12 protein-coding genes and 4 tRNA genes are annotated in these 13010 nt (G+C 59.6%); 7 read left to right on the forward strand and 9 right to left on the reverse strand.

The features are described from left to right. Positions 1–50: 50 nt before the first annotated feature. The 7 genes from clpX to MOQ67_RS20370 all read right to left on the reverse strand — a co-directional run bounded on the left by clpX (position 51) and on the right by MOQ67_RS20370 (position 4364). Complete coding sequence (gene clpX / locus MOQ67_RS20340) at positions 51–1334, reverse strand: ATP-dependent Clp protease ATP-binding subunit ClpX (RefSeq protein ID WP_017848146.1); 1284 nt, start codon at positions 1332–1334, stop codon at positions 51–53. 112 nt (positions 1335–1446) lie between these two features. Next, the gene (gene clpP, locus MOQ67_RS20345; protein ID WP_017848147.1) at positions 1447–2082 is read right to left on the reverse strand and encodes an ATP-dependent Clp endopeptidase proteolytic subunit ClpP; all 636 of its coding nucleotides are present in this window, start codon (positions 2080–2082) and stop codon (positions 1447–1449) included. A gap of 91 nt (positions 2083–2173) precedes the next feature. Then, a complete protein-coding gene (tig, locus tag MOQ67_RS20350; RefSeq protein WP_046382846.1) occupies positions 2174–3484 on the reverse strand; it encodes a trigger factor in 1311 nt (436 codons plus the stop codon). A gap of 400 nt (positions 3485–3884) precedes the next feature. Next, positions 3885–3960, reverse strand: a tRNA-His gene (locus tag MOQ67_RS20355). 77 nt (positions 3961–4037) lie between these two features. Then, a tRNA-Leu gene (locus MOQ67_RS20360) sits at positions 4038–4122 on the reverse strand. 57 nt (positions 4123–4179) lie between these two features. After that, positions 4180–4255 (reverse strand) — tRNA-His (locus tag MOQ67_RS20365). Positions 4256–4287: 32 nt separating this feature from the next. After that, a tRNA-Arg gene (locus MOQ67_RS20370) sits at positions 4288–4364 on the reverse strand. A 275-nt stretch (positions 4365–4639) separates the two neighbouring features. Here MOQ67_RS20370 and folD point away from each other — a divergent pair. The 5 genes from folD (at position 4640) to MOQ67_RS20395 (ending at position 9960) form a co-directional block, all read left to right on the forward strand. Next, a complete protein-coding gene (gene folD / locus MOQ67_RS20375; protein ID WP_198718193.1) occupies positions 4640–5494 on the forward strand; it encodes a bifunctional methylenetetrahydrofolate dehydrogenase/methenyltetrahydrofolate cyclohydrolase FolD in 855 nt (284 codons plus the stop codon). Between the two features lie 141 nt (positions 5495–5635). Then, complete coding sequence (locus tag MOQ67_RS20380) at positions 5636–5920, forward strand: hypothetical protein (RefSeq protein ID WP_017848150.1); 285 nt, start codon at positions 5636–5638, stop codon at positions 5918–5920. Between the two features lie 333 nt (positions 5921–6253). Beyond that, entirely contained in the window at positions 6254–7177 is a 924-nt protein-coding gene (gene pbpG, locus MOQ67_RS20385; protein ID WP_017848215.1) for a D-alanyl-D-alanine endopeptidase, read from the forward strand. Between the two features lie 210 nt (positions 7178–7387). Beyond that, positions 7388–7777 carry a DUF2946 domain-containing protein gene (locus MOQ67_RS20390; RefSeq protein ID WP_082107735.1) on the forward strand — a complete coding sequence of 130 codons (390 nt, stop codon included), beginning with the start codon at positions 7388–7390 and terminating at the stop codon, positions 7775–7777. Positions 7778–7872: 95 nt separating this feature from the next. After that, positions 7873–9960, forward strand: a complete 2088-nt coding sequence (locus MOQ67_RS20395) for a TonB-dependent receptor (RefSeq protein ID WP_090235000.1) — start codon at positions 7873–7875, stop codon at positions 9958–9960. Positions 9961–9990: 30 nt separating this feature from the next. Here MOQ67_RS20395 and MOQ67_RS20400 read toward each other — a convergent pair whose 3' ends face one another. After that, the gene (locus tag MOQ67_RS20400; protein WP_102617272.1) at positions 9991–11325 is read right to left on the reverse strand and encodes a sensor histidine kinase; all 1335 of its coding nucleotides are present in this window, start codon (positions 11323–11325) and stop codon (positions 9991–9993) included. Then, positions 11322–11981 carry a response regulator transcription factor gene (locus MOQ67_RS20405; protein ID WP_017848219.1) on the reverse strand — a complete coding sequence of 220 codons (660 nt, stop codon included), beginning with the start codon at positions 11979–11981 and terminating at the stop codon, positions 11322–11324. Before MOQ67_RS20405 ends, MOQ67_RS20400 begins: the two co-directional genes overlap by 4 nt. A gap of 131 nt (positions 11982–12112) precedes the next feature. On the opposite strand from MOQ67_RS20405, the gene MOQ67_RS20410 reads away from it, so the two are divergent. Together MOQ67_RS20410 and MOQ67_RS20415 are read left to right on the forward strand one after the other, a co-directional pair. Beyond that, complete coding sequence (locus MOQ67_RS20410) at positions 12113–12436, forward strand: PepSY domain-containing protein (protein WP_448675543.1); 324 nt, start codon at positions 12113–12115, stop codon at positions 12434–12436. A gap of 82 nt (positions 12437–12518) precedes the next feature. Continuing rightward, entirely contained in the window at positions 12519–12989 is a 471-nt protein-coding gene (locus MOQ67_RS20415; RefSeq protein WP_017848221.1) for a DUF2271 domain-containing protein, read from the forward strand. The last annotated feature ends 21 nt before the right edge of the window (positions 12990–13010 follow it).

Here is a 13010-nt window from a genome sequence, read left to right on the forward strand (position 1 = left end):
AACAAAAGGGGCCCCTAAAGGCCCCTTGTTGTTATGCAGCAGCCGGACGCTTACGCGTCTGGCGCAGCCTTGGCAGCCGGCTCACTGTTTTCATAGATATACAGTGGCTTGGACTTGCCTTCGATAACACTTTCGTCGATCACCACTTTGCTCACCTCGGACTGCGAGGGGATTTCGTACATGGTGTCGAGCAATACGCCTTCGAGGATCGAACGCAGGCCACGCGCACCGGTTTTGCGCTCCAGTGCCCGCTTGGCCACTGATTTGAGTGCGTCGGTACGGAACTCGAGGTCTACGCCTTCCATTTCGAACAGCTTGGCATATTGTTTGGTCAGGGCGTTTTTCGGCTCGGTGAGGATCTGAATCAGAGCAGCCTCATCCAGCTCGTCCAATGTCGCCAGGACCGGCAGACGACCAACGAATTCAGGGATCAGACCAAACTTGACCAGATCGTCAGGTTCGACTTCACGCAGGGACTCGCCCACCTTCTTGCCTTCTTCCTTGCTGCGCACTTCCGCACTGAAGCCGATGCCGCCACGGGTGGAACGGTTTTGAATAACCTTTTCCAGACCGGAGAACGCACCGCCGCAGATGAACAGGATATTGCGCGTATCAACCTGAAGGAATTCCTGCTGCGGGTGCTTGCGGCCGCCTTGTGGCGGTACGGAAGCAACCGTGCCTTCGATCAGTTTCAACAAGGCTTGCTGCACGCCTTCACCGGAAACATCCCGAGTGATCGACGGGTTGTCGGACTTGCGCGAAATCTTATCGATTTCGTCGATGTAGACGATACCCATCTGGGCCTTCTCTACGTCGTAGTCGCACTTCTGCAGCAACTTCTGAATGATGTTCTCGACGTCCTCACCCACGTAGCCAGCCTCGGTGAGGGTGGTGGCGTCGGCGATGGTGAACGGAACGTTCAGCAGGCGAGCGAGGGTTTCCGCAAGCAGGGTTTTACCCGAGCCTGTAGGACCGATCAGCAAGATGTTGCTCTTGCCGAGCTCGACTTCGTCGTTTTTCTTGTCACGCTGGTTCAAACGCTTGTAGTGGTTGTACACCGCTACGGCCAGAACCTTTTTTGCACGCTCTTGACCAATCACGTACTGATCAAGGATGCCGCTGATTTCTTTAGGCGAAGGCAATTTATGCGCGCTGCTTTCGGCCTGGGCTTCCTGCACCTCCTCACGGATGATGTCATTGCACAGGTCGACGCACTCGTCGCAGATAAAGACCGAGGGGCCGGCAATCAATTTGCGTACTTCATGCTGGCTTTTGCCACAGAAGGAGCAATAGAGCAGCTTGCCGTTGTCCTCGCCGTTGCGGGTGTCAGTCATTCGTTCGATCCAAATCCGATAGGCTTGCAACACAAGATGAAGGCTTATGCGGGCTTTTTCAAGCCCGCAGGTGATCGGACTTGCCGACCTGGCCTATTTTGAGCTGCTTATATTAAGCGGGGCGCTTGTCAATCACTGCGTCGATCAACCCGTAATCACGCGCGGCTTCGGCGCTCATGAAATTGTCACGGTTGGTATCACGCTCGATTTCTTCCAAGGTGTGCCCGCTGTGCTTGGCCATCAGCGTGTTAAGACGCTCACGAATAAAGAGGATTTCCTTGGCATGGATTTCGATGTCCGATGCCTGGCCCTGGAAACCGCCCAGTGGCTGGTGAATCATCACGCGCGAGTTCGGCAGGCAGTAACGCTTGCCTTCGGCACCTGCGGTCAGCAGGAAAGCGCCCATGCTGCAGGCTTGGCCAATGCAGGTGGTCGACACGTTTGGCTTGATGAACTGCATGGTGTCGTAGATCGACATGCCCGCGGTCACCGAACCGCCCGGCGAGTTAATGTAAAGATGGATGTCCTTGTCCGGGTTTTCCGCTTCAAGGAACAGCAGTTGCGCACAAATCAGGTTGGCCATGTAGTCCTCTACCGGCCCCACCAAAAAGATCACTCGCTCCTTGAGCAGGCGCGAGTAGATGTCGTAGGCGCGTTCGCCACGAGCGGACTGCTCGACAACCATCGGGACCAGGCCGCCTGCGGCCTGGATATCAGAGTTCTGCTGAATATAGGAATTACGGAACATGCTCTGCAGTTACTCCCAAATAGTCATGTCTTGAAAACGCATAAGCCAGCGCGAGGCTGGCTTATGGTTGTATTTCAAACGAGTTGGACAATCAGTCGGCTTGTGCTGCTTCCGCCGGCTTGACTGCTTCTTCGTAAGAGACCGCTTTATCGGTCACCTTAGCCTTCTGCAGAACAGTATCCACAACTTGTTCTTCCAGCACAACCGAACGTACTTCGTTCAGTTGCTGGTCGTTCTTGTAGTACCAAGCCACAACCTGCTCAGGCTCCTGGTAGGCCGAAGCCATTTCCTGGATCATTTCACGAACGCGGTCTTCGTCAGGCTTGAGGTCGAACTGCTTGACCACTTCAGCCACGATCAGGCCCAGCACGACGCGGCGCTTGGCTTGCTCTTCGAACAGCTCGGCCGGCAGTTGGTCAGGTTTGATGTTGCCACCAAACTGCTGAACGGCTTGTACGCGCAGGCGATCCACTTCGTTGGACAGCAAAGCCTTAGGCACTTCGATCGGGTTGGCGGTCAGCAGACCGTCCATGACCTGGTTCTTGACCTTGGACTTGATGGCCTGACGCAGCTCGCGCTGCATGTTCTTGCGAACTTCGGTGCGGAAGCCGTCGATGCCGGTTTCCTTGATGCCGAATTGAGCGAAGAACTCTTCGTTCAGCTCTGGCAGCTTAGGCTCGGACACGCTGTTGACCGTCACGGTGAACTCGGCGGCTTTGCCGGCCAGGTCCAGGTTCTGGTAGTCAGCCGGGAAAGTCAGGTTCAGAACGCGCTCTTCGCCGGCTTTTGCGCCAACCAGGCCGTCTTCGAAGCCCGGGATCATGCGGTTGGAACCCAGCACCAGTTGAGTACCTTTGGCGGAGCCGCCAGCGAATGCTTCGCCGTCAACCTTGCCCACGAAATCGATGTTCAGCTGGTCTTCGTTCTGGGCAGCACGTTCGGCCACTTCGAAACGGGTGTTCTGCTTGCGCAGGATTTCCAGCATGTTGTCCAGGTCGGCATCAGCCACTTCGGCGCTCAGGCGCTCGATCGCGATACCGTCGAAGCCGGCAACTTCGAACTCTGGGAACACTTCGAATACAGCAACGTATTCCAGGTCCTTGCCCGCTTCCAGGGACTTAGGCTCGATCGAAGGCGAACCAGCCGGGTTCAGCTTTTGCTCGACAACCGCTTCGTAGAACGACGCCTGGATCACGTCGCCTACCGCTTCCTGACGCGCATCAGCACCAAAACGGCGCTTGATTTCGCTCATTGGCACTTTGCCTGGACGGAAGCCAGCGATCTTGGCCTTTTGGGCAGTCTGCTGCAGACGCTTGTTGACCGCAGTCTCGATGCGCTCTGCCGGCACGGTGATGCTCAGGCGGCGCTCGAGAGCAGTAGTATTTTCAACAGAAACTTGCATGGATATTCCTCGTTGCACAGACGTTAGCCGGCCGTTTCCGACCCCAGAATCAAGGGCATGCATTCTAGTGGGTCAAACTCAAGAAGTCACCCTACTGGAAACGGGTAAAAAAACAGCAGGCAATTTATCGGTACGAAGACACTGTTGCGCCTCGCCCCGGTGACAAATACAGCCAATCGCGCCAGGGCTCTGCGCCGACCCTTCTATATATAGAAGAAGTCGCCAATCATCTCCCTGACGGCCGCCCCTGCGAACAGGACCGGCAGGCAGCGCGGCATCATCGAGACACATAAATACGACGAAACGCCCTGCCTTGCGACCCAGAACCTGCAGCCGCGGAATACTCGAACCACTAAAACAAAAAAGGCGCCAGACTGTTAAATCTGGCGCCTTTCGAATATGGGGTGGACGAAGGGGATCGAACCCTCGACAACGGGAGTCACAATCCCGTGCTCTACCAACTGAGCTACGCCCACCATATTGCGTTAACAAAGAAACCAAACCACTTCTTTGTCGAGCCTGACCCCGCCTTCCGGCCGGGCAAAGCTTTAATTGGTGCGGATGAAGAGACTCGAACTCTTACGCCTCGCGGCGCTGGAACCTAAATCCAGTGTGTCTACCAATTCCACCACATCCGCGCTTGAAGCTCTTAAAGCAAAGGCGCCAGATGATTAATCTGGCGCCTTTTCAAAATATGGGGTGGACGAAGGGGATCGAACCCTCGACAACGGGAGTCACAATCCCGTGCTCTACCAACTGAGCTACGCCCACCATCTAACGCTACTTGTGCCAAAGCTGCCTAATGGCGCACCCGGCAGGACTCGAACCTGCGACCATCCGCTTAGAAGGCGGATGCTCTATCCAGCTGAGCTACGGGCGCCTGATTAATCTGTACTCTTGGAGGATTACAAACTAAGTGCTTCCAGCCTTGCAGAACAACAATCCTGCTAGACCTTCTTAACCAGTGCTAGGCTGTGCCCGACAAGTGCGACGAATAGTATAGACGCGCCGGAAAGCCGTCAAATCTTTTTTGAAAAAAATTCATTTTATTTAAGGGGTTAGGCCAATTTGCAGACCAAGCGCCTTTGCCCCCACGTCTTGGCATGCGAGAATGCGCGCACTTTTCTTCCCCCTCTCGATGGTTAATCACGCGTAATGACTGCACAACTTATCGACGGCAAATCAATCGCCGCCAGCCTGCGCCAGCAGATCGCCAAACGCGTCACCGAGCGTAGCCAGCAAGGCTTGCGCACGCCTGGCCTCGCGGTGATCCTGGTCGGCAGCGATCCTGCGTCTCAGGTTTATGTCTCGCACAAGCGTAAAGACTGTGAAGAGGTCGGCTTTATTTCCAAGGCCTACGACCTGCCTTCCGAGACCACCCAGCAGGCCCTTACCGACCTGATCGACGGCCTCAACGATGACCCGAACATCGACGGCATCCTGGTGCAACTGCCATTGCCCGCGCACCTGGACGCCTCCCAGTTGCTCGAACGCATCCGCCCGGACAAAGACGTCGACGGTTTCCACCCGTATAACGTCGGCCGCCTGGCCCAGCGCATCCCGCTGCTGCGCCCATGCACGCCGAAAGGCATCATGACCCTGCTCGAAAGCACCGGCGTCAACCTTTACGGCCTCGACGCCGTGATCGTCGGCGCCTCCAATATCGTCGGGCGCCCGATGGCCATGGAACTGCTGCTCGCCGGCTGCACCGTGACCGTGACCCACCGCTTCACCAAGAACCTCGCCGGTCACGTCGGCCGCGCCGACCTGGTGGTAGTGGCTGCCGGCAAGCCGGGCCTGGTCAAAGGTGAGTGGATCAAGGAAGGCGCGATCGTCATCGACGTCGGCATCAACCGTCAGGCAGACGGCAAGCTGGTCGGCGACGTGGTGTACGAAACCGCCCTGCCCCGTGCCGGCTGGATCACCCCGGTACCGGGTGGCGTTGGCCCGATGACCCGTGCCTGCCTGCTGGAAAACACACTGTATGCAGCGGAAACCCTGCACGGCTGATCAACTGCCGCGCTGAAAAGAGCCCTGCCTTGTCGCAGGGCTTTTGGTTTCTGATGAACCTCACGCTCTGCTATCGTGCATCCGCGGCTGACATCTTCGGCACCCGCCAGATGCCGCAGGAACCCCAGGAGTGCTTTAGCCATGCGCAACCTACATGCCGCCCCTCTGCTGATCCTCATCGCGGTATTGATCCCCGCTTGCACCACCCAACTGACTGAAGCGGGCAAACAGGTCAACCTCGTCACGGCCTCATCCGCCCACGCTTGCCACGTCGTCAAAGCCTTCACGGTGCAGGGCTCATCCAACGGCGACGCTCTGAACACGGCATTCAATAAAGCCGCCGAGGTTGGCGCTGACAGCCTGAGCATCGTCAATGTGGGGGACGCTGGCAAAATGCAGGTAGCCGCCTTGAACTGCCGACGCTGACGGGCTTGCCCAATAGAACACGCCCCCGAACATCCGGCTCGTTCACCCAGGCGCAGCACCCGGTTTCGCGTTTCTTCGACATCCTTTTCACCCGCCATCGACAGGATCGGGCGCAACTTACCTCTACTCCTTTGAAAATCCCCATTAGACCCGCCCTCATAGCGGGCCTTTTTTTGCCCGCGATGGGCTACAAGCCTAACCAATCATCGTCTTACAGCCTTTATTTAAAGGCTCTCTATCGTTTTCTGATCCATACTCCTAAAATGTAACGTCATTTTTCATAAAGCCCGTTGCAGAACGGTATTTCTTACTTTTTTTAGCGAGTTCATCCGCGTGAAAATTCGTCTCTCTCTCGTCAGCCTTTTATTTGCTTTCACCGGCACCTTTGCGCACGCCGCCGAAACCACCCTGGCCCCGCGTGACACCTCAAAACTGCAAATCGCTTCCGGCAGCGCCATGCTGGTCGATCTGCAAACCAACAAAGTCATCTATTCCAGCAACCCGGACGTGGTGGTGCCGATCGCTTCCGTGAGCAAGCTCATGACCGGCCTGATCGTGCTGGAAGCCAAGCAGAACATGGACGAATACATCGACATCAACATCACCGACACGCCGGAAATGAAAGGCGTGTTCTCCCGGGTGAAAATCGGCAGCCAGATGCCGCGCAAAGAGATGTTGCTGATCGCCCTGATGTCCTCGGAAAACCGCGCCGCCGCGAGCCTGGCTCACCACTACCCGGGCGGCTACGCAGCCTTCATTGCGGCGATGAACGCCAAGGCCAAGGCGCTGGGCATGACCAGCACCCATTACGTCGAGCCTACCGGCCTGTCCATCCATAACGTGTCGACCGCCAGGGACCTGAGCAAGCTGCTGGCCTACGCGCGCAAATTCCCGATGCTGAGCCAATTGAGCACCACCAAGGAAAAGACCGTGGCGTTCCGCAAGCCCAACTACACCTTGGGTTTCTCCAACACCGACCACCTGATCAACCGCGCCAACTGGGACATCAAGCTGACCAAGACCGGCTTCACCAACCAGGCTGGCCACTGCCTGGTGCTGGTGACCAGCATGGGTAACCGCCCGGTGTCGCTGGTGATCCTCGACGCCTTCGGCAAGTTCACCCACTTCGCCGACGCCAGCCGTATCCGCAACTGGGTCGAGACCGGCAAGAGCGGTTCGGTGCCGGACGTTGCGTTGCGCTACAAGGCCGACAAGAACCTGAAAAACCGCCCGAACGCGACAGAGGTTCGTCGCTGAACGGCGCAACCCCAAAACAGCCCGCCTGACCAATGCCCCGACATGCTCGGGGCATTTTTTTCGGCATAAGCCACGCAAAAACAGACCGTTGCATCGCTACCCGGGGTTGCGGATCACGCCCACGAGCTGCGGCAAAATAGCGCACAGACAGGCTTTTACTTTGCGCCTGAACTGCCGCTAAATGTTCACCCCTTTCAGTCGACTTCGTTCATGGCTCGTCTCAAACGCATCAGTCCCTGGCTAGCCTGCCTGGCCATCGTGCTGAACATGCTGGCCATGCCGCTCAGCCGCGCCATGCAGACGCCGGACATGGGACTGTTGATGTGGGGCGGATTCTGCTCGGGGGGCGCCTCGCAAGCGCTGCCTCCCAACTTGAGCACGCTGATCGACCCGCTCCAGTCGGCGCCGTCGAAATCCGCCATGAAACACAGCGATTGCTGCTGCGGTCATGCCGGACTGGCGGCGCTGCCGTCCGACTACTACAGGCATTTCCTACCGCGATACGCCCCCGACACCACCCTCGACAACCCCGAGTTGCCGACGCTGCACCCCAGAATCCGCTGGCCGAGCCTGAGCCCGCGCGCCTCCCCTACCGTTTGATCGACACCCGCGCCGCCCCATAGGCGGCGCGATCTGCTTGTCAGCCGCCCGCCTGGGCGTCCTCGAAGTGTCTTGATCATCAGGAATGGTGCGTTATGCCTGCTCGAATGACTTTGCCTCGCGCAAAGCGTGTCTCTGTGTCCCGCCCGCTATGGCCCTTGCTGTCCATCGGCCTGTTCGCCCTCAACCCGCTGTCCTCGGCACTGGCCGAAACCGGTAAAACCGAAGACTCCACCCTCACCCTCGGCACCGTCACGGTCCAGGGCGCCAGCGCCAGCAGCGGCCCGCTGAGCACCAGCAGCGTGCTCAGCTCGGTGGACATTCTCGGCGCCGACATCCTCGAAAAAATGCCGGTCAACTACAGCTGGGAACTGTTCAGTCGCGCGCCAGGGGTGATCCTCACCGAGTTCAACCAAGGCACCACCTCGGGCAAGATTTCCTTTCGCGGCTTCAACGGCGAAGGCGAAGTCAACGCAGTGAAGTTGCTGATCGACGGCATCCCGAGCAACAGCAACGACGGCAACATGCCGTTCATGGACATGATTTTCCCCATGGAGCTGGACAGCATCGAAGTGGTGCGCGGCACCAGCGATGCGCGCTACGGCCTGAACAACATCGCCGGCAACGTGAATATGCTGACCCGCACTGGCGGCGACTACACCAAGGCGCGGGTGCGCTATGGCAGTTACAACACCCAGGAAACCCAGCTGGCCAAAGGCATCGAAGGCAGCAACTGGACGCAGAACTACTTCTTCGCCTACCAGAAATCCGACGGTTACCGCGATCACGCCGAGGCGGACAGGTTTTCCATGTCCGGCAAATGGTTCTACACCCCGGACGACAACAGCTACCGCATCGGCCTGATCGCCCGTCACTACGAAACCGAGGCGCAGGAACCCGGCTACTTGAGTGAAGAGGACGCCCACCAGCACCCGACCATGACCAACAGCTACAACGCCACCGACAAAGGCACGCGGCGGATGAACCAGGTCAGCCTGCACTTCGACACCGACCTGGCCGAGACGCTGGCCTGGTCGGCAAAAACCTACGTCAACACCTTCGACGACCGGCGCTGGACGCAATACTGGCGCACCAGCGCCCAGCAGGAGCGCGACGCCTACGAAACCCAGTACGGCGCCCTCACCTCCCTGACCTGGCGCCCGCAAGTCAGCTGGCTGTACGACTTCGCCCTGGAAGGCGGCGCGGACATGCAGCAGCAGCAGAACAAGAGCGAGCGCTACCGCACCAAGGACCGCCTGCGCCTGGCCCAAACCCGCGACCAGCGATTCGACTTCGACACCTACGGCGCCTATGTCCAGGCCGAGATCAAGCCGTTCGAGTCGCTGAAAATCGTCCCGGCGTATCGCGTCGATAAGATCCAGGGCGACTTCACCAACGAAATGACCGGCATGGACTACGACATCAACGACTATGGGCTGATCAAACAACCCAAGCTCAGCGTGGTGTATTCACCGTGGGACGTGGCCAGCATCTATGCCAACTGGGGGCGGACCTTCCAGGTCGGCACCGGCGCGGCGGCCTATAAGATTCCACCGCGGGATACCAACCTGGCGCCGTCGATCAACGACGGCTGGGAAACCGGGGTCAAGTTCACCCCGGCGGACTGGATCGACGGCCGCATCGCCTATTGGCAGCAAGAAGCCAGCGGCGAAGTCAGTCGCCGGCTCAACGACCCGAGCGGCGAGTCGGACAACGTCGGCGAAACCCGGCGCTGGGGTTACGACGCGCAAGTCAATCTGCACCCGGACGAACGCACCGAAATCTGGATGGCCTACTCCTGGCAGTACTCGAAAATCCTCCAGCCCAGCGCGACTTTGCCCAACAGCAAAGGCCAGGAAATCGACCACATCCCGCATCACCTGTACAACGCCGGCGTCAGCTACAAGGCCACGCGGGCCCTGCAGTTGACGGCGTGGATGAACGGCCAGACGAATTACTACCTGGAACGCGAGAACACCAAGGGCACTTACGGCGGCTACGTCTTGATGAACCTCGGCGCGACTTACCAGGTGACCGAATCGGTCAGTGTCGACCTGCAGTTGAAAAACCTCACCAACCGCTACTACGAATACGTCTGGTATGACCCGGACGGCGCCCAGGCCTCGCTGCACTCACCCGGCGACGGGCGCGCGCTGTACAGCGGCGTCACCGTCGACTTCTGATCGGCAGCGCCGCCGGGGCGCGATGAACGTTCAGGCCGGCAAGCGCAAAAACTGAACGTTCACTTCAAACCCGTCGTCCCGGCCTGTGGCCGGCGACGCCAGGGTCATGTGCGCCTTGACCCCATGGACGATGGTCTTGGCAATCGCCAGGCCCAACCCGCTGCCGCTGGCTTCGCTGCTGCCGCGCACGAAGCGTTCGGTCAGGCGCTGCAACACCGGCGCCGGCACGGCCGGTCCGCCGTTGACCACCCGCAGCAACGCATCGTCCGTGAGGCTGACGTCGACCGGTTGATCCGCCGCGCCGTACTTCAACGCATTCTCGATCAAGTTGCGCAGCAGGATGCCGAACGCGTCCGGGTCAATCGCGCAATACACGCTACCCTCGCTCGGCAGTTGCAAGCGGATGCGCTGCCCACTGCTGCGGTTCCACTCATCGACCCCATGGGCCAGTAAGGGAATCAGGTCCTGGGGCGCCTCGGACAACAGCCCGCCGCCCTCGGCCTTGGCCAGTTGCATGAGTTTTTCCGAAAGCCGCGCCAGTTCGCGCAAGGCGTGTTCGATCTTCGCCGCACGCACGCGCAACGGGCCTTCCGGCGCTTCCTGGCGCAAACGCTGGATCTGCGCCAGCGTCGCCGCCAATGGTGTGCGCAACTCGTGGGCGCTGTTGGCGGTGAAGCTGCGCTCGGCCTCCAAGGCCTTGCGCAAGCGCTCCAGCAGGTGGTTGACCGCGTCGGCCAACGGGTCGATTTCAGCCGGCAGCCGGGCCACGCTGATCGGCGACAAATCCCCCACACCACGCGCTTCCACGGCACGGCGATAAGCCAATACGCTGCGCAGGCTGAAGCGCACAAACAACCATGTGCCCAACAGGCTGATGGGGATCAGCGCCAATAACGGCATCAACAGGGCCAACAAGGCTTCCCGTGCCGCCTCACGGCGATGCCCCAGCGGCTCGGCGATCTCAATGAACAGCGTATCGCGCAGCGCACTCGCACCATACAGCCGGTATTTTCGGGTGGTGGAAAACCCTTCGCTCGGGTGTTCGCTGAAGATCTTCGGGTTGGCGTCATGGGACTGCATCAGAATCTGGCCCTGGGCATCGCGCACCAGGTACGTCAGGTATTCCTTGTGCATCTTCAGGGTGGCGACGTGCTGGGCAGTGCGCGGCTCTTCGCGGTTGCTGATTTCCAGCACGGCCAGGGGCAGGATGCGTTGCGCGGTCTCTTCCAGGGCGCTGTCGAACGCCTCGTTCAATTCGTGTTGCACCATCAGCCAGGCGCCGACAGTCGCCCCCAGCCAGAGCAAGGTCATGCCCAGGGTCAACCCGAGGCCGAGGCGCTTTTGCAGGCTGATCGGCGACTTCATCCGGCCATCAACCGATAACCCATGCCACGCACGGTTTCCAGCAGGTCGCGCCCGAGTTTTTTGCGCAGGCGGCTGATATAGACCTCGATGGTGTTGCTCTCGATTTCCGCACCGAAGGCGTACAGGCGCTCTTCGAGCTGCGACTTCGACAACAACGCCGTGGGGCGCTGCACGAACGCCTCGAACAGCGCCCATTCGCGCGCCGTCAGGTCGACGGTGATGCCGGCACGCTGCACGGTGCGCGCGTTCATATCGATCTGCAACTCGCCGAGTTTGATCTGCGGGTTGGGGTTGCCGCTGTAACGGCGGGCCACGGCGGCCACCCGGGCCGACAGCTCGAACAGGTCAAACGGTTTGACCAGGTAATCGTCGGCCCCGGCGTTGAGGCCGGCGATACGATCGGATATCTGGTCCTGGGCGGTGAGGATGATCACCGGGGTCACATTGCCGGCCGAACGCTGCTGGCGCAGAAAGTCCAGCCCGCGACCGTCGGGCAGCATCAGGTCGAGCAGGATCAGGTCATACGGCGTGCTGCGCACGCTGTTGTTCGCATGCTCCAGGCGCTGCACCCAATCGACCGCATGGCCGTCGTCGGCAATCTGTTCGCGCACCGCCTCGCCCAGCCCAGGTGCATCCTCGACCAATAAAACCCGCATCTGGCACCTCCTGTGGTGGTTGTCGTGCCGCACCTTACCGCGCTTACCTGACGTGAATCTGAAGATTCAGCTGGTTGTCAGGAATGCCCTTTAGGGTAAGCCGCAAATGCCAATCCGGCCGGAGACAGATCATGAAATCAGCTTTTATTGTCAGCACCGCACTGCTGGGCGTCCTGCTCGGCGCAAACGCCTTGGCCGACGACGACTGCAGCGAGCCGGTCAGCGACTGGCAACCACGCGAAACCCTGCACCAGCAAGTGGAACAGCAATACGGCTGGAGCGTGCAACGCATCAAGGTCGACGACGGCTGCTATGAGCTCAGGGGCACCGACCGCAAAGGCAATGCGATCGAAGCCAGCTACGCACCCGCCTCGCTTCGTCTGCGCAAACTGGAAATCCATTTCGGCGCCAACGGCGACGCCCGGGATTACCTCAACCGCCCTGGATCGGAATGATCAGCGGTTTTTCCACGGCTTTCAGGTTGCTGTCAGCCAGCAGGTCCAGGCTCTCGCCATAACGTTCAACCAGGACATCATCATGAAAAAGATCATTGCTGCAACCTGCCTCGCCGGCGCCATTGCCCTGCCGGGTCTGGCCCAGGCCCGCGAAGTGACCCTGACCACCCAACTCAAGGACTACAGCGGCAACGGCGCGTACCTGGCGATCTATGTCACCGACGCCAACGGCCAGTACCAGAAAACCCTCTGGGTCGCGGGCAAAAAGGCCAAGTACTACCGGCACCTGAGCGACTGGGCGCGTGGCAGCGCCATGAAGCCGAGCGAGTTTGACGGCCTCAGCGGCGCCAGTGTCGGCAGCGGCCGCAGCCTCACCGTCAGCGTGGAACTGGCCGACACCTTGATCGACGCCGGGTATCAGATCCGTATCGACAGCGCCGTGGAAGACAAGCGCGACAGCCGCGCCGACGTCAGTGTCCCGCTGACATCGGCCGGGTCGGGCAAGCCGGTCAGCGGCAGCACTTATGTCGAGTCCTTTACCTACGACCTGTAACACCTGCGACTTCTGGAGGCT

The sequence above is a fragment of the Pseudomonas sp. LY-1 genome, from assembly GCF_053502595.1.

Excerpts from the sequence above, each read along its gene's own strand:
- clpX (WP_017848146.1), bottom strand. The coding sequence starts at position 1,334 with ATGACTGACACCCGCAACGGCGAGGACAACGGCAAGCTGCTCTATTGC.
- clpP (WP_017848147.1), bottom strand. The coding sequence starts at position 2,082 with ATGTTCCGTAATTCCTATATTCAGCAGAACTCTGATATCCAGGCCGCA.
- tig (WP_046382846.1), bottom strand. The coding sequence starts at position 3,484 with ATGCAAGTTTCTGTTGAAAATACTACTGCTCTCGAGCGCCGCCTGAGC.
- folD (WP_198718193.1), top strand. The coding sequence starts at position 4,640 with ATGACTGCACAACTTATCGACGGCAAATCAATCGCCGCCAGCCTGCGC.
- MOQ67_RS20380 (WP_017848150.1), top strand. The coding sequence starts at position 5,636 with ATGCGCAACCTACATGCCGCCCCTCTGCTGATCCTCATCGCGGTATTG.
- MOQ67_RS20390 (WP_082107735.1), top strand. The coding sequence starts at position 7,388 with ATGGCTCGTCTCAAACGCATCAGTCCCTGGCTAGCCTGCCTGGCCATC.
- MOQ67_RS20395 (WP_090235000.1), top strand. The coding sequence starts at position 7,873 with ATGCCTGCTCGAATGACTTTGCCTCGCGCAAAGCGTGTCTCTGTGTCC.
- MOQ67_RS20400 (WP_102617272.1), bottom strand. The coding sequence starts at position 11,325 with ATGAAGTCGCCGATCAGCCTGCAAAAGCGCCTCGGCCTCGGGTTGACC.
- MOQ67_RS20405 (WP_017848219.1), bottom strand. The coding sequence starts at position 11,981 with ATGCGGGTTTTATTGGTCGAGGATGCACCTGGGCTGGGCGAGGCGGTG.
- MOQ67_RS20410 (WP_448675543.1), top strand. The coding sequence starts at position 12,113 with ATGAAATCAGCTTTTATTGTCAGCACCGCACTGCTGGGCGTCCTGCTC.
- MOQ67_RS20415 (WP_017848221.1), top strand. The coding sequence starts at position 12,519 with ATGAAAAAGATCATTGCTGCAACCTGCCTCGCCGGCGCCATTGCCCTG.